Here is a 22,537-nt window from a genome sequence, read left to right on the forward strand (position 1 = left end):
GTCGAGGTCCCGGGCCCACGCTGCCGCCGGCCGGAGACCGCCCCGGGAGGGCGGTCAGCCGGTCGGTGTCGGCGGGGTCTGTGAGCCATGCCGGATGACAAGTCTGCCACCCTGCCTCGCGGCCTCGACACGGCCTGGCAGATTGATGGCGCGCTGACCGCGCCAGGCCGTGATCAGCCGGTCCACTTCTTCGAGATGGCGGGCGAAGAGCGAGCCCGCGGGGGCGCCCGCGGCGACGGCGGCGCGGCGCAGCACCCGGCGGCGTACCGCCGACGGGAGTGCGTAGAGCCGGGCGGTGTCCAGCTCCACCCCGTCCCAGCCGTCGGTGCCCGGCTGGTCGGTGCGTACGGCCCTCTCGGCCTGGAGGGCCCAGGAGTCGAGAGCGTCGGCGTCGTCGCGGGAGAGACGTGCGGTACGTGCGAGCGCCTCGACGACGCCCTTGCCCAGTGCTTTCTCCAGCACCGGCAGGGCCTCGTGACGCACGCGGGAGCGGGTGTAGGCGGGGTCGTCGTTGTGGGGGTCGTCCCATACGGGCAGCGACTGTGCGAGGCAGGCCTTGCGGGTGGTCTGCCTGTCGATGGCGAGGAACGGGCGGCGGTAGCGGTCCGCGGGGCCGGTGACTTCCGCCATGCCGGACAGGGAACGCGTACCGGAACCGCGGGCCAGTCCGAGGAGCACCGTCTCGGCCTGGTCGTCACGGGTGTGTCCGAGCAGCACGGCCTTGGCGCCGCAGCGGTCGGCCATGTCGTCGAGAGCTGCGTACCGCGCGGTGCGCGCGGCGGCTTCGGGGCCGGTGTTCGTGCGTCCGATGGTGATGGCGATCGATTCGACGGGATGGAGCCGGAGGGCGGTGAGCCGCTCGGCGACCTCCTGGGCGCGATCGGCCGATCCGGCCTGAAGACCGTGGTCGATCGTCACGCCTCCCGCGCGGAGGCCGAGCCGGGGGGCTTCGAAGGCGAGGGCGGAGGCGAGCGCCATGGAGTCGGCGCCGCCGGAACAGGCCACGAGGACGAGCGGTGGCTCGCCCGGGCTGCGGGTGTCGCCGGCATTCTCACTGACGACGGCGTGCTCGCTGAGGACGTCGTGAAGTGCGCGGCGAACCGCGAGACGTATTGCAGCGACCGCGGGATGGGGACCCATGTCCGATTCACTTCCTCGAAGGAGTCTTGTCACGCTGAGTGTGTTGATGGTGACAGAGATGGGAGGGTTCCCAGAGCATCGCACGCGGAGCGGCCATTCTCGGTCCCTCGGACGAGTGATTACCGGGGCTTCCCGTGATCCCGGCCCGCTCCGGAGAGTAGCCGTCGGATCCCTGCGGCAGACATGCCTCTCGCATCATCAGCACCTCGCCTCGCGAACTCAGCGCTCCTGCGTGCGGCCGCGACCGGGGAGCGGTCCCCACGTCGCGGCCGGGTCGGCGCGGGTCAAGAGCGCATGCGCGCGACCCAGTCGGCGGGGCTGACGATCTCCGACTTCGTGGGGAGCGTGTTGGGCGAGATCCAGACGCGGTTGAAGCCGTCCATGCCCAGGTCGTCGACGACGGTCCGTACGAACCGCTCGCCCTCGCGGTACTGGCGCAGCTTGGCGTCGAGGCCGAGGAGCTTGCGCAGCGCCTGGTCCAGCCGTCCGGCGCCGGTGGCACGGCGCTTCTGGAACTTCTCCCGGATCTCCGAGACGCTCGGCACGACCGCCGGGCCGACGCCGTCCATCACGTAGTCCGCGTGGCCCTCCAGCAGCGACATCACGGCGGTGAGGCGGCTGAGGATCTCGCGCTGCGTGGGTGTCTGCACCAGCTCGACGAGCCCGGCCCGCCCGGCCTCCGGCTTCTCCTCCCCCTCCGCGCCCTGCGAGCGCCCGCCGGCGACCGACTGCGCGACCTCGCGCATCCGCTCCAGCAGCGTGGACGGGTCCATGTCGGTCTCGCTGAGGAATGCCTGGATCTCGCCCTGGATGTGGTCGCGGAGCCAGGGGACGGCGGCGAACTGCGTGCGGTGCGTCTCCTCGTGCAGGCACACCCAGAGGCGGAAGTCGTGCGGGTCGACCTCGAGTTCGCGCTCGACGTGCACGATGTTCGGCGCGACGAGCAGCAGACGGCCGGAACCGTCGGCACCGCCCGGCAGCTCTCGGGTCGCCGGCGCGAACGTCTCGTACTGGCCGAGCACGCGCGAGGCGAGGAACGAAAGCAGCATGCCGACCTCGACGCCCGTCACCTTGCCGCCGACCGCGCCGAGCACCGCCCCGCCGGGGGTGCCGGAGCGGCGCTCCTGCACCTTCGCGAGCAGCGGTGTGAGGAGTTCCCTGAAGCCGGCGACGTTGGCGCGCACCCAGCCGGGCCGGTCGACGACGAGGACCGGGGTGTCCGACTCCGACGGACGGTCCGGCTGCATCCCCGTGAAGCCGCGCACGTGCTCCTCGGACGACTTCGCGTGGCGGCGAAGCTCCGAGACGGCCGCTCGCGCCTCCTCGCGGGTCACCTCCGGGCCCGGCCGTACGAGCCGGGTCGCGGTCGCGACCGCGAGATTCCAGTCGACCATCTCCACACCACCGAGGCTCGTCATGACTTCACGGTACGTGGCACCGCCGCCGGGCGGGAGGCTGCACCGGCGGCGCAGGGGTTCCGGCCCGGGGGCGTTCCGCGGTTCCTGCCGAGGTCAGCCCTCCGACGGCGAACCACGGCAGCCGCAGTTGGCGAGTGCGGCCGCGAGGCTGTCCAGGGAGCGCTGTGCGCCCTTTCCGTCGGTGGTGCCGGACGTCATGAAGGCGAAGGCCAGCAGCCGGCCGTCGGCGTCCACGACGGTGCCTGCGAGGGTGTTCACGCCGGTGAGGGTTCCCGTCTTGGCCCGTACGAGACCGGCGCCCTGCTTGCCCTTGTCGCTGCCGTACCTGCTGCCGAGGGTGCCGGTGAAGTGGGCGACCGGCATGCCCGTCAGAACGGGGCGCAGCCCGGCGTGGTCGGGGTCGGCGGCGCGCACGAGGAGGCCGGTGAGCAGCTTGGGTGAGACCTTGTCGCGGCGGTCGAGGCCGCTGCCGTCGGCGAAGTGGGCGCCCTTCAGGGAGATTCCGAGCTTGCCGAGGCGATGGCGTACGGCCTTGCCGGCGCCCTTGAAGCTCGCGGGCTCGCCCGCGGCGAGTGCGGTCTGCCGGGCGAGGGCCTCGGCGATGTCGTTGTCGCTGTGGGTCAGCATCCGCTCGACCAGCGCGGAGAGCGGGGCCGAGCGGTGCACGGCCAGCTCCTTTCCCTTGCCCGGCGCCTTCACCTCCTTGGGCTTGCCCTTGACGTCGACGCCGTGCTTCCCGAGTGCCTTGGCGAAGGCCTCGGCGGCGTCCTTCGCGGGGTCGCCGGACCGCGGAGCGGGGCCGTGCGGCGGGGCGTCGCCGTCCTTGCCGCCCCCGGAGCCGCCTCCGAGGCGGGCCTCGTCGACCATGAGCGGACTGACGGGCGCGAGGTTGTCGTTGGTGCCGATGGAGTGGCGCAGAGGCCCGCTGTAGCGCGAAGTGTCGTACCGGAGCGAGACCTTGCCGTCGTGTCCGCGCAGCCGGCGGGCCGTGTCGCGTGCGAGGCCGTCGAGCGCGTCAGAGGTGAGCGTCGGGTCGCCGCCGCCCTGGAGGACGACGTCGCCGGAGCCCTTGCCGCGCAACGCCCGGGTGGGGATGCGGTGGTCGGCGCCGCGTGCCGAGAGCGCGGCCACCGCGGTGGCCAGCTTGACGGTCGAGGCGGGGGTGACGGCGGTGCCGTCCTTGGTGGCGTACAGCTTCCGGCCCGTGGCCGCGTCGACGACCGAGACCGCTCGGACCTTGCCCAAGTCGCCGTCCTTCAACAGCGGTTCGAGGGTGTCGGCGAGCGCGTCCTCGCTGGGCGGGGGCACTCCTGCCGCGCCCGGGCCGTGCGAGGGCTTGGCGTCGCGACCGCCGCCGGCGGCGTCGCTGCGTACCGCGTCCATGTCGAGTGCGGCGAGCACGTCCGGCGCTCCCGGGGCGCCCTTGCCCGGGCCGTCTCCGGTGTGGTTCCCGCCACTTCGCCCTTCCCCGGCGGCGGCCCGTGAACGCTCCGCCGTACGCTGGCCCGAGTCCCACGGTCCGCTCGCGGCCACCGCCGTGACGGCGAGCACCAGTCCGATCGCGGCAGCGCCGGCCGTCACTCCGACGGTCTGCCGCCGCTGCGGAGTCGCGGTCCGCCAGTGCTGCCGGATCCGCCGCCCGTGACGACGGGCACGGGCCCGGGCCTTCCGGTATGCCCGGATCGCGGTGTCACGCACCTCTGAGGCGGTGTCACGCACCTCGATCAGCCCCTTTCGCGCCCGTGTACGTGCGTAGGGGACACTTAATCACCAGATACATGTGCTGATCATTGAGGAGCCTTCCTTGGAGTTCGACGTCGTCATCGAGATCCCGAAGGGTTCGCGGAACAAGTACGAGGTGGATCACGTGACCGGGCGCATCCGTCTGGACCGGCACCTCTTCACCTCGACCGTGTACCCCGCCGACTACGGCTTCGTCGACCACACTCTCGGCGAGGACGGCGACCCGCTGGACGCGCTCGTGCTTCTCGATGAACCCACCTTTCCCGGTTGCATCATCAAGTCCCGCGCCATCGGCATGTTCCGCATGACGGACGAGGCCGGCGGCGACGACAAGCTGCTGTGCGTACCGGCGTCCGATCCGCGCATGGAGCACCTGCGGGACATCCACCACGTGAGCGAGTTCGACCGGCTCGAGATCCAGCACTTCTTCGAGGTCTACAAGGACCTGGAGCCCGGCAAGTCCGTCGAGGGCGCCAACTGGGTCGGCCGTGCCGAGGCCGAGGCCGAGGTCGAGGCGTCGATCAAGCGGCTTGAGGCCCACGGCGACCACTGAAGCACCGAACCGGGCCTCCGGCGAGACGGGAGCGTACGAAAGGCGTAACCCGAAGGGTGCGTCCCCCGTCCGGCGGGACGCACCCTCGTCCCTGCCGGCGCCGGGCTCTGGGCCCCGTCCGGCCTACGCCCTGTCTGACAAATCCCGTCTGGGCTACGACGCCTGGCACGGCCTAGAAGCCGCGGGTGCGCTTGGCCGCGCGGCGGCCGGGCAGCGGCGTCTCGACTCCGGGGCTCTTGATGAACAGCCGCGCCAGCTCGCCGCCCAGGTTGACGCCGATGGCGATGGCCAGCGCGAGGGCGACCGCCCTGGACATGCTCAGGATGCCCTCGTCCATGTGTCCCTGGGCGATGTTGAGCAGTCCGAAGTACGTGGCACTACCGGGCAGCAGCGGTCCGATCGCCGCCGTGATGTACGGCAGCGACGACGCGAACTGGTAGCGGGACATCAACTGCCCGAAGAGGCCGACCAGTCCGGCCGCGGTGACCGTCGCCGCCACCGCGTCGACGTTCACCGGAGGGTTCGTCAGCGCGCCGTAGACCAGCCAGGCCACACCGCCGTTGAGGGTCGCCAGGGCCACGGTGTGACGTTCCTGCTGGAGCAGTACGCAGAAGGCCAGCGCCAGCAGCATCGCCGCGAAGAGCTGTATCACCGGGCTGACGTCGCCGTGCGTGTTCTCCGGCGTGAGCTCGGCGCCGAGCTTCGAGCCGATGTAGAGCATCACCAGCACGCCGCCGACGATGCCGACGACGAGGTAGATGACCTCCAGCAGGCGGGCCGCCGCCGTGATGTAGAAGCCGGTCAGCCCGTCGTGCACGGCGGCGACCAGTGCACGGCCGGGGATCAGCGCGAAGAGACCACCGGTGATGACGGCCGCGGCCTTGAGCTTCGTCTCCTCCTGCGAGTCGAAGAGCGCCACCGCGACGCCCATCGCCGCCGGCGGTACCGCGGCGACCGTGAACTGGTAGAACTCCGGCAGCCCGCGCGCCGCGCACAGCCACGCCAGCCTGTCGCCGAGCATCGCCCCGATCGCGGCGAGTACGAAGACCAGCCCGTCACCGCCGACGAGCAGCGACGCGGCGCCGGAGAGCAGGCCGCTGGCGAGGGTCAGCGCGTTCTTGGAGTACGGGTGGCGGTTACGGCGCATGGCGGCCAGGCGCCGGTATGCCTCCTCCAGCGTGACGTCGCCCTTGGTGATGTCGTCGACCAGCCTGAAGACGGCGGCGAGACGCGTGTAGTCGGTGCCGCGGCGGCGTACCGTCCGGCCGACCGTGACCGGGTCGTCGACCAGCGAGGGCTGGTGCGTGATCGAGATCAGCGTGAAGGTGACGGTGGGCTCGCAGCGATCGAGCCCGAACGCGTGGGCCACGCCGAACATCGCGGCCTCGACATCCTCGGCGCCCTCGCCTCCCGCGAGCAGCAGTTCGCCGATGCGGAGGGTGAGGTCGAGCACGCGGGGCACGGCGGGGCCCGGCTCCGTGTCCTCGGTACGGCTGAGCCTCTCCGGCGCCGGCCGCTCCGCGAGCGGCATCCGGATCATCGTGCGCATCCGGTCCTGCCAGGGGCCGCCCGGCTTTATCAGGGACACCTTCGGAATGCCCTCGGGCGGGGTGAAGGCGCTGCCGAACTCCTGCGGCGGCGACGTCAACAGCCCCTCGGGAACGGCGAATTCGGAGCTCGGGTGGTCGTCGTCCGGTATGGGCGGCAGCGGCATGCCCTGGGGCGGTGTGAACGCGCTGCGCACCTCGTCGGCGAGTTGCTGCCGGGCCTCCTCCGAGGCGTCCCCGTTCTCCGCCGACCGGCCGTTGCGCTTCGGCTCCCCGACCACTTTCTTCCCGCTCCCTAACACTCGCGTCCGCGGTCTTCGCCCGCTTCCGCCCGCTGGTCCGAAGCATAAGGTCGCTCCCGGGCGGAGGTCCCGGTCAGGGTGCCCCCAAGGGTGCTTCCCGACACGCGTGCGACGGCACGCGCGGAACGTGGCGGAAACCGTGCGGTGCGGGGGTGGAGCCGGATCCGGCGGGCTCAGCGCCCCAGTGCCCGGTAGCGCCGTACGGAGAGCGTGAAGAACACCACAGCCAGCACCACCGGCCAGACGACGGCCAGCAGCAGCGCGTGCTCCGTCGCCCAGGAACCACCGCCGCCCCACACGGGGTTGGCGAACAGTTCGCGCGCGGCCCGTGCGGTGGCCGACATCGGGTTCCACTCGGCGATCGCGCCCATCCAGCCCGGCATGGTGTCGGGGGAGGTGAACGCATTCGAGAGAAACGCCACAGGCCAGACCAGGATCTGCACGGCCTGCACGAGCTCAGGTCTGCCCGCGACCAGACCGAGGTAGATGCCGGCCCACAGCAGCGCGAAGCGCAGCAGGAGGAGCAGGGCCACCGCGGCGAGGGCTGCCGCAGCGGTGCCATGCCAGCGCCATCCCATCGCGAGCCCGACGCCCAGCAGTACGAGCAGGCTGAGCGCCGACTGCAGCATGTCCAGCACGCTCCGCCCGACGAGCACCGCCGAGGGATCCATGGGCAGCGAGCGGAACCTGTCGATCACTCCCTTCGTCAGGTCCTGCGTCAGCGCGACCATGGTCGACTCCAGTCCGAAGGCCATGGTGAGGGCGAGCATGCCGGGCACCAGGAACTCGCGGTAGTTCTCCACGCCCATGCCGCCGCCGAGGAAGTAGGCGAACATCACCAGCATCAGCGCGGGGAAGGCCAGGCCGACCAGTACCTGTACGGGCTGCCGCCGCCAGTGCGAGAGGCCGCGCCGGGTCATCGTCCAGGAGTCGGTCATCACGTAGCTGCTCATGCGACGGCCTCCGCGGGCTGCTGCCCGGTCATGGTCCCGGTCTGCCGCCCGCCGGTCAGGTGCAGGAAGACCTCGTCGAGGGTCGGCCTGCGCAGAGCGACGTCCTCCGCTTCGATGCCGGCCTCGCCCAGGGCCCTCACGGTCTCGGTCAGCGCGGCCATACGGTCGGACACCGGAGCGCTCACCAGCCGCCGGTAGGGGTCGCTCTCGACGACGGCGTCCTGGGACGTGCCGCCTCCCGTACGGGAGAGGGCCTCGGCCAGGGCCGACGCGGCGGCGTCCAGGTCCGCCGCCTCGCGCACGACGACGTCGATACGGTCCCCGCCGAGGCGGGACTTGAGCTCACCCGTGGTGCCCTCGGCCACCACTCGCCCGCCGTCGATCACGGCGACCGAGTCCGCGAGCTGGTCCGCCTCCTCCAGGTACTGCGTCGTGAGCAGCACGGTCGCTCCCCCGCCGGCCAGCGAGCGCACCGCGTCCCAGACCTCGGTCCGGCCGCGCGGGTCGAGCCCCGTCGTCGGCTCGTCGAGGAAGAGGACGTCCGGGGCACCGCCGTCGACGGTGCCCAACAGCGCGACGGCCAGGTCGAGGCGGCGGCGCATGCCCCCGCTGTACTGGCGCACGGCCTTGCGGCCGGTGTCCGCGAGCCCGAAGCGCTCGAGGAGTTCGCCCGCGCGCGTCCTCGCCGTCCGGGCGCCGAGGTGGTGGAGCCTCCCGAACATCTCGAGGTTCTCCCTGCCGCCCAGCTCCTCGTCGAGCGCCGCGTGCTGCCCCAACAGGCCGATGCGCCGGCGCACTTGGCCGGGCTGCCGCACCACGTCCCAGCCGGCGACCTCTGCCCGCCCGGCGCTCGGGCGGACAAGGGTGGCGAGGATCCGTACGAGCGTGGTCTTGCCGGCGCCGTTGGGCCCCAGGAGTCCCTGGACGGTGCCGCGCGGCACGGTCAGATCCAGGCCCGCGAGCGCGGGCTTGCCCCCGTAGTCCTTGTGCAGCCCCACGGCCACGATCGCGTCGTCGGTGTCCATGCCGATCCTCCACCCCGGTAGTTCTGATCAAATTTGACTACCTGTCTCGGCAGACTAGCCGGGCCGATGCCCATTAGTCAAAGTTGATGAGCTGTCCTACTTCTCGGCGAACGGGTTCCCGGTGCCCGGCGGCAGCACGTCGACCTGACGCTCGCCCTCGCCCGCCATGACGTACGCACCGTTCTCGAGGCGCTCCACCAGGCCTCGCGCCCACTCCGCGCCGCTGTCGGCGTTGTGCACCCAGAGCTTCATGATCTCGCCGATGTGACCCCACTCCTCGGGGGTGCTCTCGTCCGGTGCCCAGTGGCGCGTCACCTCCTGCCGCCACTCCTCCAGGGACGCGATGCGCTGCTTGAGCAGCGAGACGGCCTCATCGCGGGACAGGTCGACGATGAAGCCGACGCCCGAGGTGAGCATGTCCTGCTTCTCGTCGATGGCCGTGAGCGCGTGACGCAGCAGCCTCATGAACTCGGCGTTGCCGGCATCCGTCACCTCGTACTGCGTGCGGGGCGGGCCGCCGGCGGTGCTCGGCGCGGTCTCGTACTGACGCAGCAGACCTTGCTTGGCCAGTTGCTTCAGCGCGTGGTAGATCGAGCCCGGTTTGGCGTTGGACCACTCGTGCGCGCCCCAGAACTCCAGGTCGTTGCGGACCATGTAGCCGTGTGCCCGCCCGTGTTGGCGCACCGCGCCCAGCACCAGCAGCCGGATCGCCGACATCGTCTCCCTCTCGCACTCCGGCGCGTCGCGCCCGCGTCGCCGCCAGCCTAGACGGGCGGTGCGCGGGCGACGAGGCAGACTTCGGTGAGGGGAGGTCCGGGCGCGTGCGCCGGGCGAGGCACCAGGCGGGCCGGATTCCGCTCGGGCACCCGGCCGCCCTGCCCGCCGTCCGCTACTTCGGGGGCTCGTTCCCGAAGGCCGCCCAGTCCGGCTCGGGCATGGCTCCGGTCTCGAAGACGAGGTCGAAGGCGCCCTTGCCGTCGATGCTCTCCCTGATGACGTCCGCGTGCCCCGCGTGCCGTGCCGTCTCCTCGATCAGGTGCAGGAGGGCCCAGCGCCAGGAGCGCTTGCCGCCCTCGTCCCAGGGGACCTTGGGCGCGTCGAAGGTCTCGTCGAGCGAGCCGAGGGCACGCACGGCCTCGTCGGTCTCCTGTGCCACGCGCTCGTAGAGGTCGAGCAGAACCTGGACGGTCTCGCCCTCCCCCGGGCTGAAGCTGTCCTCCCATTCACCGACCGAGGCGGAGAAGTCGAACTCCTCGCCGTCGGCCTGGAGTCTGCGCAGCCAGCCGCGCTCCCCCGTGGCCACGTGCTTGAGCACGGCAGCGAGCGAGAGGGCACTGGCCGAGGGGACGCTGCGGGCCTGCTCCTCGGTGAGCCCGTGCAGCGAACGCCGGATGCCGCCGCGCTGGGCGTCCAGGTAGGCCAGGAGTGCGCCGCGCTCGTCGCCGGGCGCTTCCGACTTCACGACTACAGGCATGGTCGTCACCTTCCGCCAGGAGCCGCCCTTTACGGCGTCTCTCGATGACGACAACGCTATGAGGCCTTGCGGTCAGGAACTGTCCTCAAGCGGTACGGCTTCGCGGGCGGGTCCGAGCCTCAGAAGGGGAAGCCGCTGCGGTCGTGCTGGATGGAGATCCACTTGGTGGTGGTGAAGGCCTCCACCATCTGTTCGCCGTTGAGCCTGCCCAGACCGGAGTTCTTCTCACCGCCGAACGGGACGATGGGCTCGTCGGCCACCGTGGTGTCGTTGATGTGGACCATGCCGGTCTCGATCCGGTGAGCCACGCGCAGCCCGCGGTCGATGTTGCCCGTGTGCACGGCACCGCCCAGGCCGTACGGGGTGTCGTTCGCGACCCGCACCGCCTCGTCCTCGCCGTCGACCGGGATGACCAGGGCCACGGGGCCGAGGATCTCCTCACGCAGAGCGGGCGAGCCGTCGGGCAGGTCGGTGAGGATCGTCGGCGAGATGAGGTTGCCCCGCTTGGTTCCGCGTACGAGAGCGGTCGCGCCATCCGCGATCGTGCGCTCCACAAGGGAGTTGACCTTGTCGGCCTGGACGGCGTTGATGAGCGGGCCGATCTGCGTGTCGGGATCGCGTGGGTCGCCCACCTTCAGCGTCTCGACCTTCGCCGTGAACTTCTCGTTGAACGCCTTGCAGATGTCCTGGTCGACGATGATGCGGTTGGCCGACATGCACACCTGGCCCTGGTGCACGAAACGGCTGAAGACCGCGGCGTCCACCGCGTAGTCGAGGTCGGCGTCGTCCAGGACGATGAGCGCGCTGTTGCCGCCCATCTCGAGAATCGTGCGCTTGAAGTGCGAGGCGGCGACCGTCGCGACCTGCCGGCCGACCGGCTCGGAGCCGGTGAAGGAGATGACCTTCGGCACCGGGTGCGAGATGAACGTGTCGCCGATCTCGGCGGTGTCACTGATGACGACGTTCAGCACGCCGGGCGGAAGACCCGCGTCCTCGAGGATCTTGGCGACCAGCGAACCGCCGCACACGGGCGAGTTCTGGTGCGGCTTGAGGACGACGGCGTTACCGAGGGCGAGCGCGGGCGTAATCGTCTTCAGCGAGAGCAGCAGCGGGAAGTGGTAGGGCGTGACGACGCCGACGACCCCGACGGGGACGCGGTGCACACGGTTTTCCTTGCCGTCGATCGGGGACGGCACGATCCGGCCCTCGGCGCGCAGCGCCAAGTGGACGGTCTCACGCAGGAATTCCCTGGTCTGGTGGAGTTCGATGCTGGCTTTCAGCCGCGTACCGCCGACCTCGGCGATGAGCGCCTCGGTGATGGCCTCTTCGTTCTCCTCGATGATCCGGATGGCCCGCTCGAAGACCTGCCGGCGGGTGTACGGGTTCGTCTTCGCCCAGTCGCGCTGGTGCCGTTCGGCCGCACGGTAGGCGTGGTCGACCTCTTCGGCCGTCGCAACCGTGATGGAGGCGAGCTTCTCGTCGTTGTACGGGTCGAAGTCGATGACGTCCCAGGAGCCGCTTCCTTCGCACCACTGGCCGTCTATGTACTGAAGCGCCAGGTCCGTGAAGTAGGACATGTCATTCCTTCGTGGGGCAGGAACAAGCTGCGCATTGCCGGCCGCGGTCGACAGCCGTAGCACAACTCCCGTACTGATAGCTGGTCATCGTACTTGCAATTCAGCCGAGCTGGCGTATTGCTTGCAGATGATCGCGCGTACGCGACGGGGACAGGCTGTCCTTCACCAATCGGCTCAACACCTGGTCATAGTGAGCGACTTCATCTTTCTTGTCCAGGTAAAGAGCACTGGTCAGCTGCTCCAGATACACCACGTCGTTCAAATCCGACTCGGGGAAGCGCAAGAGCGTGAAGGCGCCGCTCTCCGCGGGGTGACCGCCCAGCTCGAACGGGACGATCTGAACAGTGATGTTGGGTGACTCCGACACCTCTGCCAGGTGGCGCAGCTGGGCGTCCATGATCTCGTGCGAGCCGAACGGGCGGCGCAGCGCGGCCTCGTCGAGGATGCAGAGGAGCTTCGGGGCGCTCTCACCGAGCAGCAGCTTCTGCCTCTCGACGCGGAGGGCGACGCGGCGCTCGACCTCCTCGTAGGGGATGTGGCTCTGGTGCCCGGCGGTGACGACGGCGCGTGCGTACTCCTCCGTCTGCAACAGGCCGTGCACGAACTGCACTTCGTAGGTGTTGATGTGAGAGGCGGACCCCTCGAGGCCGACGTACGTCTGGAACCAGCCCGGCAGCACGTCGCTGTAGCTGTGCCACCACCCGGCTATGCTCGAGTCCCGGGCGAGCCCGAGCAGCGGCTCGCGTTCGGAGTCGTCGACCACTCCGTAGAGCGTCAGCAGGTCGGCCACATCGCGGGCCTTGAAGCTCACGCGGCCCAACTCCATCCTGCTGATCTTGGATTCGGACGCGCGGATCGAGTAACCGGCCGCCTCACGGGTGACACCGCAGGCCTCGCGGAGGCGGCGGAGCTGAGATCCGAGCAGGATGCGACGGACCATCGACCCACTTGAGCCACTCGCCCCGATTGCGCCGCCGCTCACACCCATTGCCGGTTGTGTCTCCATTTTCGAGGAACCCTTCACCCTGCTCTGAAGGAAGTGTGCCATCAATACGCTTCGTTGCGTGCCCGGGTGATTACACACGATCGAAAGTCTTGCGTGCACGTGCATCTGCCCTTGCATCTGCCGAGGGCATTGGGAACCATAGGCATCGGACAAGTGCACTGCATGCCAGCGCAGTTGTGGAACAAGGGGTACGGGGACCGAGGAACAGCGAGACCAATCGGGACAGCAAATCGACCGGATCCACACAGGATCATCACTGCCGCGAACGCCAGGAGTGGCTCGTCATGGGGACCGAAGGATCGACTGTGCTGGAGCCCATGTGGCGTGGTCTCCCGCACCTCGACCACTCGACCGTCTCCGGGTCCGCCACCTGCGCACTGCCGGCCCGCTTCGAAGCGGTCAAGAGTGCACGGGACTTCACCCGCGAGACGCTGCAACGCTGGCGACTGGAGGCCGAGTTCGACACCGTTGCGCTCGTCGTCTCGGAGCTGGTGACCAACGCTCTGCGTCACGGACTGCCGGCTTCACTGGCCCCGGCACCGGAGCTGACCTCTCCGGTGAGACTCGACCTGATGCGGTGGGCGTCACGACTCGTGTGTGCCGTACGCGACCCGAGCGGCGCACCGCCCGAGACCACCAACAACTGCACCGAGTATGCGGACTTCACGGCCGAGTCGGGCCGGGGCCTTTGCCTGGTGGAGTCCTTCAGCGACGGCTGGGGCTGGCACCCGATGACGGGGATGATGCGCGGCAAGGTCGTCTGGGCGCTCTTCCGGCTCACGTCGGTGCGGCCCGTCTAGGCCGTATCCATTGCGGTCGGGGCGCCGCGGCCCCGGGCCGACAAACCCTTCGGGCCGGACGCCGTCTCAAGACCCCTTCTTGATCCGTGATTCGGCGAACCGACGGCTCAACCCCCGGCGCGGGGAAGGCGTCTTCACACGTGGCCCCCTGCTTCGGCTGGGGGTCACTCCTGCACGAGGTGGTCGAACTCGCCGTCCTTGACGCCGAGGAGCAACGCCTCGACCTCCGCGGGTGTGTAGACCAGCGCCGGGCCGTCCGGGAAGCGCGAGTTCCGTACGGCGATGTCGCCGCCGGGCAGCCTTGCGAACTCCACGCAGGTGCCCTGCGAGTTGCTGTACCGGCTCTTCTGCCACTCGACCCCGTGCAGGTCCCTGGCGGCCATGCCGTTGTACGGGTGAGGCACTTGGATCTCCCGGGCTGGTGCGGTGGGGGGTGTCGCACAGTGCGCGGTGAGGACACCGTTGTCCTTCAACTGCCCTGGATCATAGCCTCGTTCATGTGCCTATGCATGTGCCGATGCACGTGCACGACACCCTGTCGCGACCCCATCACAGCCGGTCAAAGCCCCTTGCGGACGGCTGATCGCCCATCACCCCGTGTCCTCGGGTTCCGCTTCTCGCCGCCTCCGGAGCGGTACGGGCGCACGCGTACCGCGCTCCCCCAGGGCGACGTCACCCGACGCACGGAGCGCCCGCGCACCGAGGCATTGACTTCAAGGTAACTTCAACTTCTACGGTCGTCCCGTACCGCCCGAGACCCGTCGCCCGGCCCGCAGGAGAGACCATGAGTATGGAGACGACCGCGTGGCACGCGCTCTACTCCACCCGCTTCGCACAGCAGGACAAGCGCCCCTTCTCACGGGCCACGCTCATCCGCATCCTCCGCTTCGCCCGCGGCCACCGCCGGGCACTCCTGGCCTTCCTCGGCTTCAGCAGCGCGCTCGCCCTGCTCACCGTGGCCACTCCCCTCCTCGCGGGCAGGGTCGTCAACGCGATCACGGGCGGCGCCGCTGTCCGTACCGTCGTGGTGCTCTCGTCCGTGATCGCGCTCATCGCCGTCGCGGAGGCAGCGACCGGTCTCCTCACGCGGTGGCTGTCCGCCCGTATCGGCGAGGGCCTGATCCTCGATCTGCGCACGGCGGTCTACGACCATGTGCAGCGACTGCCGGTCGCCTTCTTCACACGCACGCGTACGGGCGCGCTCGTCAGCCGGCTCAACAACGACGTGATCGGGGCGCAGCGCGCGTTCAGCAACACCCTCTCCCAGGTGGTCAGCAACCTCGTCACGCTGCTGGCGACCCTGGTGGTGATGCTCCAACTGTCCTGGCAGATCACGCTGTTGACGCTCGTGCTGCTCCCGCTCTTCGTGCTGCCCGCGAGACGGATGGGCGCGCGGTTCGCCCGCCTGGAACGTGAACGCGCCGATCACAACGCCGCGATGGGCAACCAGATGACGGAGCGCTTCTCGGCGCCGGGCGCCACGCTCGTGAAGCTCTTCGGCCGGCCGGAGGAGGAGTCCGCGGAGTTCGCGCGGCGGGCCGGACGTGTGCGGGACATCGGCGTCCGTACCGCGATGGTCCAGCACTTCTTCATCAGTTCGCTCACCCTCGTCTCCGCTCTCGCGCTCGCCCTCGTCTACGGGCTCGGTGGCTACTACGCGCTGCGCGGCACCCTCGATGCGGGCACCGTGGTCTCCCTCGCGCTGCTGCTGACCAGGCTGTACGCGCCGTTGACCTCGCTCGCCGGTGCGCGGGTGGAGGTGATGAGCGCGCTGGTCAGCTTCCAGCGGGTCTTCGAAGTGCTCGACCTGAAGCCGCTGATCGACGAGAAGCCGGACGCCGTCGCCGTGCCCGACGGGCCCGTCTCCGTAGAGTTCGACGACGTGCACTTCGCCTATCCGTCGGCGGAGAAGGTCTCGCTCGCCTCGCTCGAGGACGTCGCCACGCTCGACACCCGCGGCGGGGAGGAGATCCTGCACGGCGTGTCCTTCCGCGCCGAGCCCGGAGCGATGGTGGCGCTGGTCGGCTCCTCGGGCGCGGGCAAGTCGACCATCGCCTCCCTGGCTCCGCGGCTCTACGACGCGGACAGCGGCACCGTGCGCATCGGCGGCACGGACGTGCGCGACGTGACCGCGGCCTCGCTGCGCCGCACCCTCGGCATGGTCACCCAGGACGGGCACCTCTTCCACGAGACCATCCGCGCCAACCTGCTGCTGCCACGCCCCGAGGCCACCGACGACGAACTGTGGGACGCGCTGCGCCGCGCACGCCTCGACGGGCTGATCGCCGCGCTGCCGGAGGGACTTGACACCGTCGTCGGCGAACGCGGCTACCGGCTCTCGGGCGGTGAACGGCAGCGGCTGACCATCGCACGGCTGCTGCTGGCGCAGCCCCGCGTGGTGATCCTGGACGAGGCGACGGCCCACCTCGACTCGACCTCCGAGGCCGCCGTGCAGGAGGCTCTGGCCGAGGCGCTCGCGGGCCGCACGTCCGTGGTGATCGCGCACCGACTGTCGACCGTACGGGCCGCGGATCTCATCCTCGTCCTGGAGAGCGGACGCATCGTCGAGCGCGGCACGCACGAGGAGTTGCTCGCCCTCGGCGGACGCTACGAGCAGCTGTACCGGACGCAGTTCAGCGAGCGGCCTCCGCTGCCGGCGGCGGACGAAGCGGCCGTGCCGGACCTGCGCTGAGTCCCCGGGCGAGCGGCCCCGCCGGGCCGCTCGCCGAATCACTCGGGCGGAGCAGCCCAGCGGGCGGCCCCACCGCGCCGTGTGCACGCTGAGGTCAGGGTCCCCACGTGCGAGCGGACCCCTCCAACGCACCGGCAAGGATGGGGAACACCGTGAGCAAGCCTCTTGACCAGCTGCGCCGCTGCTCGGTAGCCGTCGACGTCGGCTCCGCCCGCACCCGTGTCCACATCAAGGACGCGGGGCTCGTCGTGGACGAACCGTCCGTCGTCGCCGTGAACACCTTCTCCGGGGCGCTGATCGCCGTCGGCACCGCTGCCGAGCGCATGGACGGACGCACACCGGGCCATATCCGCGTCGTGCGTCCCGTCAGCAACGGCACCGTGATCGACATCGAGATGGCCCAGCGGATGCTGCGGGCGCTCGTCGGGTCCTCGGTACGGCGTGCGTGGCGGCGGCGGGGTGCCATGCAGCGCGCGGCCGTCACGATTCCGCACAACGCCGACCCGCTGGCCCGCAGCGCCGCCGTCGAGACCCTGACCGGGGTGGGCGCGAAGCAGGTGGAACTGGTCGACACCCCCACCGCGGCCGGGGTCGGGTGCGGGCTGCCCGTCGAACAGCCCGAGGCGACCATGATCCTCGTCTGCGGGGCCACGACGACCCAGATCGCCGTGCTGTCTCTGGGCGCGATCGTCTCCGCGACGACCGTACCGATGGGGGGCGACACCATTCATCACGCGGTCGTCCAGCATCTGCGCAACCACCACGAGCTGATCCTCCCCAGCCAGGCCGTCCGCCCGCTGCACCTGGCGCTCACGGGCGCCGGAGAGGGCCAGACGACCGAGGTGTGGGGCCGGGACGTGGCGACCGGCATGGCCCGCACCGTGTGCATCGACCCCGACGACGTGCGGGCGGCCATACAGGCCCCTCTGATCGGGCTCTCCGATGCGATCCGCAGCGTCCTGCACAACTGCCCGCCCGACCTGGTCGCGGACCTGGCGGACCGCGGCATGGTGCTGGCGGGCGGCAGCGCGCTGCTGCCAGGGCTCGACGAGCGGCTGCGTACGGGCACGGGCATGCCCGTCCACATCGCGGACCAGCCGTCCCTCAGCGCAGTCAACGGCCTCGCGGCCATGGTGGAAGGGCAGGTCGTGCCACTGAACGTCGATGTCCACTGATCAAGGGCCCTGCAGAGCCCCCCACTACCGCACCGTCTCTCCCCGCCCCCTCGGACTTCCCCCGGACTCGGTCCCCGGGAGGCACCGAGCCCGTCCGCCGGCCGTCCCGGACGGTGACCGGGCGGGGGTGGCGGACGTAGCGTCGAGGTATGTGCAGAAACATCAAGACACTCCGACCGCCCTACGCCGAAGCCGTCACCGACGACGACATGCGGGCAGCAGCCCTGCAGTACGTACGGAAGGTGTCCGGCTTCCGGAAACCCGCGGCACACAACGCCGAAGCCTTCGACAAGGCCGTCGAACGAGTAGCAGCGGCGACCGAGGACCTGCTTTCGTCACTGGTCGTGCGCAGCTGAAGACAAACGGATATTCGGACGGCATGCTGATCAGGAAGTCGGGTAGCTGCTCCCCGATCTGATCCAGAACTGAAAGGTCAAAGCGTGCCGGAAAAACGGGTGGAACAGAACGCGACAGGGGAACCGCCAGGCGGCGGTTCCGCCGGTCTGCGGGCCACGTCGAAACCACAGACCGACAAAGTGGTGTTCGGTGTCACAGCCGCGCTGACCCTGGCCTTCGTGATCTGGGGGGCAGTTGCCACCGACTCCCTGGACAGCGCGGCGACCGCGATGCTCAACAGCACCATGCACAACGCTGGTTGGGCGTTCGTGCTCGCCGCCTCCGGCTTCGTCGTCTTCTCGCTCTGGCTGGCCTTCAGCCGTTACGGGAAGATCACCCTCGGCAAGGAGGGCGAGGAGCCGGAGTTCCGGACGGTGTCATGGGTCGCGATGATGTTCAGCGCGGGCATGGGCATCGGCCTGATGTTCTACGGCGTCAACGAGCCGTTGTCGCACTTCACCGACCCTCCCCCGGGTACGGGCGGCTCCGCGGCCGAGCGCATGCAGACCGCGATGGCGACGACCCTGTTCCACTGGACCCTGTATCCCTGGGCCATCTACGCGGTCGTCGGTCTCGCCATCGCGTACAGCTGCTTCAGGCGTGGCAGGCGTCAGACCATCAGTGCCGTCTTCACACCGCTCATCGGTGAGAAGAACGCGAACGGTGCCTTCGGACGCGTCATCGACATCCTGGCCATCTTCGCGACCCTCTTCGGCTCCGCCGCGTCGCTGGGCCTCGGCGCCCTGCAGATCGGCAGCGGTGTGAAGGAGATCAACTGGGCCTCGAACGTCGGCACACCGATCCTGGTGATCATCATCGCGGTGCTGACCGCGGCGTTCGTCGCCTCCGCGATCTCGGGTGTCGAGAAGGGCATCCAGTGGCTGTCCAACATCAACATGGTGCTGGCGGGCCTGCTGGTCCTCTTCGTCTTCGTGGTCGGCCCGACGGTGCTGATGCTCAACCTGCTGCCGACATCGGTGGGTTCGTTCATCGGTGATCTGCCGCAGATGGCCGCTCGCACGGACGACACCGCGGGCAAGGACGTCGCCACGTGGCTGTCCTCCTGGACTGTCTTCTACTGGGCGTGGTGGATCTCGTGGACGCCCTTCGTCGGCATGTTCATCGCCCGCATCAGCCGGGGCCGCACGATCCGGCAGTTCGTCGGCGGCGTGATCCTCGTGCCGAGCGTCGTGAGCCTGATCTGGTTCGCGATCTTCGGTGGTACGGCCATCAGCCTCGAGCGTGGCGGTGCCAAGCTGACCGACCAGTCGACGGCGGAGGGCCAGCTGTTCGCGATGCTGCGCGAGTACCCGATCGCGAGCGTCACCAGCCTCATCGTGATGATCCTGGTCGGCATCTTCTTCGTGTCCGGCGCCGACGCGGCGTCCATCGTGATGGGAACCCTCTCCCAGAAGGGCACGCTGGAGCCGGGCAAGAACGTCGTCATCGTCTGGGGTGTGCTGACCGGTGCGGTCGCCGCGATCATGCTCTTGATCGGCGGCGGCGGAGCGTCGGCGCTGACCGGTTTGCAGAACCTGACGATTCTCGTGGCGGTGCCGTTCACGCTCGTGATGATCGGCATGTGTATAGCGCTCACCCGGGATCTGCGGCGCGACCGGCTCATCGTCACCGGTGAACGCGGTGACGAAGCCATCGAGATCGCCGTGCTCGCCGGCCACGAGCAGTACGGCGGCGAGTACGAGATCCTCATCGGGCCGACCAACGGCGCCTCCTCGGACAGCGGTTCGCAGGACTCGGCCGAGGGCGACGACGGCAAGGCCGGTGCGATGCAGAAGGACTGAGTCCGCCGGGAGCCGGGCCGACGGACCCGAGCCGGTCCGGCACCTCCCATACGGAACTACGGTGCCCCGCAACGCGGTTTCGCGTTGCGGGGCACCGTAGTTCGTGGACCCGCCGCGGCAACGGGGTGGCGTCGGGTCACGCGCCGGACGTCACACGTCAGGCCGTCCGGGCGAGATGCCTGCGCTTCCAGGCCCAGAAGAGCTTCTGCCCCAGCAGCGTGAGCGTTCCGGCGACCAGGATGCCGGAGAGGTTCAGGCCCAGCTGTTCCGCCGACGCCCAGGCCTCCCCGGGAAACCAGTAGCTCAGTGCCATGGCGGCGTTGGCCGCCGCCGGCACGGTCGTCACCGAGATGGCCACACCCACCAGTGCACCGGACTTGGCCGAAGTGAGGGAGAGCACCCCCGCGATGCCCGCCAGAATGGCGACCACGAACGACATCCAGTCGGGATTCCACACGAACTCGCTTACTGGATGGGGCTGTTGGTACTTCTGCTCGCTGAACAGGCCTACGGCGTCCATGAATACGGTGAAGGCGCCCGTCGCGAGCATCGCCAGCGGAAAGCCCACGACCAGCGCGATCAGCGGACGCAGCGCCAGACGCGGCCTGAGCCGCACCAGCGCCGTGCAGACACCCGCGAGCGGCCCGAACTCCGGCCCCACCACCATCGCGCCGACGATGAGGATCGCGCTGTCCAGCATGACGCCGCAGGCCGCCAGCATCGTCGCCACGACGAGGAACGCCAGATAGGTGAGCGAGAGCCGGGACTCCTCGTGCGTCGCGCCGGTGAGGGACTCCCACAGCACCGCGTCCACGCCCTCGCCGGGGGCGTCGACCTCGGCCTGGGTGCCGCGCTCGGAGAGCGAGAGGTCGATGTCCTCGACGGAGATCGCTCCGTGCTCGTGGAGGTCGAGGCGGCGCAGCTCCGTGATGAGCTCGTCCGCGGCCTCACGGGCGACATCGCACATCACCACGTCGCCCTCCGGGTCGCGGGCGGCGCCCGGCAGCACGACGAGATGCGCGGTCCCCACGGTCGAGTCCAGCAGGGACGTGACCTCGCCGGTGCGCGATGACGGAACGATCAGCCGCAGATGAAGCATGAGCGGAAGACTAGACGGGACCGCCGAGGGCTCCCCCGCCGGCCGTCGGCCCGCCAGCTCCGTCAGGCACACGGATGAGCTCAACTGCCACTGCCTTGCGGTGACTTCACCCTCAAGGCGGTCGCCGTGCCGCCCCGTGAACACAATGACCACAACGATCATTAAGTTCTTTCGCGCACAGGGGGCGAAACCGCCGCGTACCCCGTGCAGCATGTGGGCCGTCCCCCCACCCGGACCTCACTCACGAAAGGCGGTGCCCCCGCGTGCGTCAGCGCACTCTCATGTCTCTTCTCGGGGCGACGCTGCTCGTATTGATCGGCCCCCCGCTGATCACGACGGGCAGCGGCGCCGAGACAGGGACGAACATCCCCGGGCTGCAGTTCATGGTGCCCAACACGCCCGGCGGCGGCTACGACATCACCGCGCGTACCGCCGCCAAGGACGCGGAGGACGCCGAACTCAACCACAACATCGAGGTGTTCAACCTGCCCGGCGCCGGCGGCACCGTCGGCCTGACCCGGCTCGTCAACGAGCGCGGAAACGGCAAGCTCGCCATGTCGATGGGCCTCGGTGTCGTGGGCGCCGTGCGGACGAACGACTCGCCCTCCACGCTCGACGACGCGACACCGATCGCGCGCACGGTGGAGGAACCGGACATCGTCGTGGTCTCGAAGAAGTCCAAGTACAAGACGATCGAGCAGCTCCTCGCGGACTGGAAGAAGAAGCCCGGCTCGCTGCCCGTCGGCGGGGGCTCGTCCGCCGGAGGCCCCGACCATCTGGCCCCGATGCTCATGGCCAGGGACGCCGGCATCGAGCCCAAGACCGTCAACTACGTGCCCTTCGACGGCGGCGGCGAACTCCTGGCGTCCGTGCTCGGCGGCAAGGTCGCCTTCGGCATCTCCGGCATCAGCGAGTACCGCGACCAGATCAAGTCCGGCGAACTGCGGCTGCTCGCCACCACCGGAAAGAAGCGGATCGAGGGCTTCGACGCACCGACCCTCAAGGAGGCGGGCATGGACGTCGAGTTCACCAACTGGCGCGGCATCATGGCGCCGCCCGACCTGTCGGAGAAGGAGCGCACGAAGCTCATCCACTTCTTCGACGAGCTCCACCGCAGCCCGCAGTGGCAGAAGTCCCTCAAGCGGAACGGCTGGGACGACGCGTATCTGACCGGTGAGAAGTACGGGCAGTTCCTCGAGGCCCAGGACCGGCGCGTCGAGTCCGTCCTCGAGGAGGTGGGCAAGTGAGCACCGGATCAACCGAGTCCAAGGAACCCACGCGGGGCGCGGAAGCACCCGCCCCCGGTTCCGGTGAGGTGAAGTCGCCCTCGTCGCCCGGCGGTTGGCGCGAATGGCTGCGCGGACGCTCCGAACTCGGCGTCAGCGTCCTGCTGCTGGTCGTCGGCGTGCTCGTGCTCGGCGACACGCTCACCATGGAGACCGTCGCGGGTCAGCGCGGCCCGGTCGGTCCCAGGACGGTCCCGCTCGTCGTCGGCGTCGCCCTGCTCGTGGTCGCCGTCGTCCTGGCCGTCGACGTGCTGCGGGGTGGCCGCGGAGAAGCGGAGCCCGGAGAGGAAGCAGGCAGCGAGCCCGCCGACTGGCGCACCGTCGCGCTCCTGGCCGGGATCTTCCTCGCCAGTGCCGTCCTCATCGAGCCGCTCGGGTTCCCGATCACCGGCGCCCTGCTCTTCTGGGGCTCCGCGTACGCGCTCGGCAGCCGCAACTTCTCCCGCGATCCGCTCGTCGCGGCCGTACTGTCCATGGCCACCTTCGCGGCCTTCAACACCTTGCTGGGCGTCCCCCTGCCCGGCGGCCCGCTGATGGGGGTGCTCTGAC

20 protein-coding genes are annotated in these 22,537 nt (G+C 69.8%); 8 read left to right on the forward strand and 12 right to left on the reverse strand.

All coding sequences use genetic code 11. The features are described 5' to 3' along the window. Positions 1-54: 54 nt before the first annotated feature. The 3 genes from tilS to dacB form a co-directional block, all read right to left on the reverse strand. Positions 55-1,140, reverse strand: a complete 1,086-nt coding sequence (tilS, locus tag G4Z16_RS13545; protein WP_197351022.1) for a tRNA lysidine(34) synthetase TilS — start codon at positions 1,138-1,140, stop codon at positions 55-57. Positions 1,141-1,424: 284 nt separating this feature from the next. After that, complete coding sequence (locus G4Z16_RS13550) at positions 1,425-2,558, reverse strand: zinc-dependent metalloprotease (protein ID WP_197351023.1); 1,134 nt, start codon at positions 2,556-2,558, stop codon at positions 1,425-1,427. A 93-nt stretch (positions 2,559-2,651) separates the two neighbouring features. Continuing rightward, entirely contained in the window at positions 2,652-4,277 is a 1,626-nt protein-coding gene (dacB, locus tag G4Z16_RS13555) for a D-alanyl-D-alanine carboxypeptidase/D-alanyl-D-alanine endopeptidase (RefSeq protein WP_197351024.1), read from the reverse strand. Between the two features lie 85 nt (positions 4,278-4,362). Here dacB and G4Z16_RS13560 point away from each other — a divergent pair, with 85 nt between their 5' ends. After that, positions 4,363-4,854: an inorganic diphosphatase gene (locus tag G4Z16_RS13560; RefSeq protein ID WP_028438011.1), complete on the forward strand. Its 492-nt coding sequence runs from the start codon at positions 4,363-4,365 to the stop codon at positions 4,852-4,854. 172 nt (positions 4,855-5,026) lie between these two features. On the opposite strand, the gene G4Z16_RS13565 is transcribed toward G4Z16_RS13560, so the two are convergent. The 7 genes from G4Z16_RS13565 to G4Z16_RS13595 form a co-directional block, all read right to left on the reverse strand. Then, on the reverse strand, positions 5,027-6,682 hold the full coding sequence (locus G4Z16_RS13565) for a threonine/serine exporter family protein (RefSeq protein ID WP_246530834.1): 1,656 nt from the start codon (positions 6,680-6,682) through the stop codon (positions 5,027-5,029). A 194-nt stretch (positions 6,683-6,876) separates the two neighbouring features. Next, a complete protein-coding gene (locus tag G4Z16_RS13570; protein WP_197351025.1) occupies positions 6,877-7,656 on the reverse strand; it encodes an ABC transporter permease in 780 nt (259 codons plus the stop codon). After that, a complete protein-coding gene (locus G4Z16_RS13575) occupies positions 7,653-8,681 on the reverse strand; it encodes an ATP-binding cassette domain-containing protein (RefSeq protein ID WP_197351026.1) in 1,029 nt (342 codons plus the stop codon). The genes G4Z16_RS13570 and G4Z16_RS13575 overlap by 4 nt, the downstream gene beginning before the upstream one ends. Before the next feature lie 96 nt (positions 8,682-8,777). Next, complete coding sequence (locus G4Z16_RS13580) at positions 8,778-9,398, reverse strand: PadR family transcriptional regulator (protein WP_197351027.1); 621 nt, start codon at positions 9,396-9,398, stop codon at positions 8,778-8,780. Positions 9,399-9,570: 172 nt separating this feature from the next. Continuing rightward, positions 9,571-10,155 carry a DinB family protein gene (locus G4Z16_RS13585; protein ID WP_197351028.1) on the reverse strand — a complete coding sequence of 195 codons (585 nt, stop codon included), beginning with the start codon at positions 10,153-10,155 and terminating at the stop codon, positions 9,571-9,573. Between the two features lie 119 nt (positions 10,156-10,274). Beyond that, entirely contained in the window at positions 10,275-11,732 is a 1,458-nt protein-coding gene (locus tag G4Z16_RS13590) for an aldehyde dehydrogenase family protein (protein WP_197351029.1), read from the reverse strand. Positions 11,733-11,832: 100 nt separating this feature from the next. Further along, positions 11,833-12,672 carry a helix-turn-helix domain-containing protein gene (locus G4Z16_RS13595; protein WP_246530835.1) on the reverse strand — a complete coding sequence of 280 codons (840 nt, stop codon included), beginning with the start codon at positions 12,670-12,672 and terminating at the stop codon, positions 11,833-11,835. A gap of 350 nt (positions 12,673-13,022) precedes the next feature. Here G4Z16_RS13595 and G4Z16_RS13600 point away from each other — a divergent pair, with 350 nt between their 5' ends. Then, positions 13,023-13,538, forward strand: coding sequence for an ATP-binding protein (locus G4Z16_RS13600; protein ID WP_197351031.1), 516 nt, complete (start codon positions 13,023-13,025; stop codon positions 13,536-13,538). Between the two features lie 164 nt (positions 13,539-13,702). On the opposite strand, the gene G4Z16_RS13605 is transcribed toward G4Z16_RS13600, so the two are convergent. After that, a complete protein-coding gene (locus G4Z16_RS13605) occupies positions 13,703-13,942 on the reverse strand; it encodes a DUF397 domain-containing protein (RefSeq protein ID WP_197351032.1) in 240 nt (79 codons plus the stop codon). Positions 13,943-14,322: 380 nt separating this feature from the next. Here G4Z16_RS13605 and G4Z16_RS13610 point away from each other — a divergent pair, with 380 nt between their 5' ends. From G4Z16_RS13610 to G4Z16_RS13625, 4 genes are all read left to right on the forward strand, one after another. Continuing rightward, entirely contained in the window at positions 14,323-16,230 is a 1,908-nt protein-coding gene (locus G4Z16_RS13610; protein ID WP_197351033.1) for an ABC transporter ATP-binding protein, read from the forward strand. A gap of 152 nt (positions 16,231-16,382) precedes the next feature. After that, positions 16,383-17,405, forward strand: a complete 1,023-nt coding sequence (locus G4Z16_RS13615; RefSeq protein WP_197351034.1) for a rod shape-determining protein — start codon at positions 16,383-16,385, stop codon at positions 17,403-17,405. A 149-nt stretch (positions 17,406-17,554) separates the two neighbouring features. Further along, positions 17,555-17,761, forward strand: a complete 207-nt coding sequence (locus G4Z16_RS13620; protein WP_197351035.1) for a DUF2277 domain-containing protein — start codon at positions 17,555-17,557, stop codon at positions 17,759-17,761. Between the two features lie 99 nt (positions 17,762-17,860). After that, positions 17,861-19,603, forward strand: coding sequence for a BCCT family transporter (locus G4Z16_RS13625; protein WP_425508163.1), 1,743 nt, complete (start codon positions 17,861-17,863; stop codon positions 19,601-19,603). A gap of 157 nt (positions 19,604-19,760) precedes the next feature. On the opposite strand, the gene G4Z16_RS13630 is transcribed toward G4Z16_RS13625, so the two are convergent. Then, positions 19,761-20,702 (reverse strand): DUF389 domain-containing protein, encoded by a 942-nt coding sequence (locus G4Z16_RS13630; protein WP_197351037.1) that lies wholly within the window; start codon positions 20,700-20,702, stop codon positions 19,761-19,763. 263 nt (positions 20,703-20,965) lie between these two features. On the opposite strand from G4Z16_RS13630, the gene G4Z16_RS13635 reads away from it, so the two are divergent. Further along, positions 20,966-21,949, forward strand: a complete 984-nt coding sequence (locus G4Z16_RS13635; protein WP_197351038.1) for a Bug family tripartite tricarboxylate transporter substrate binding protein — start codon at positions 20,966-20,968, stop codon at positions 21,947-21,949. 68 nt (positions 21,950-22,017) lie between these two features. Next, positions 22,018-22,536: a tripartite tricarboxylate transporter TctB family protein gene (locus G4Z16_RS13640; protein ID WP_246531290.1), complete on the forward strand. Its 519-nt coding sequence runs from the start codon at positions 22,018-22,020 to the stop codon at positions 22,534-22,536. The last annotated feature ends 1 nt before the right edge of the window (position 22,537 follow it).

This window comes from Streptomyces bathyalis (assembly GCF_015910445.1).
Classification (GTDB): domain Bacteria; phylum Actinomycetota; class Actinomycetes; order Streptomycetales; family Streptomycetaceae; genus Streptomyces; species Streptomyces bathyalis.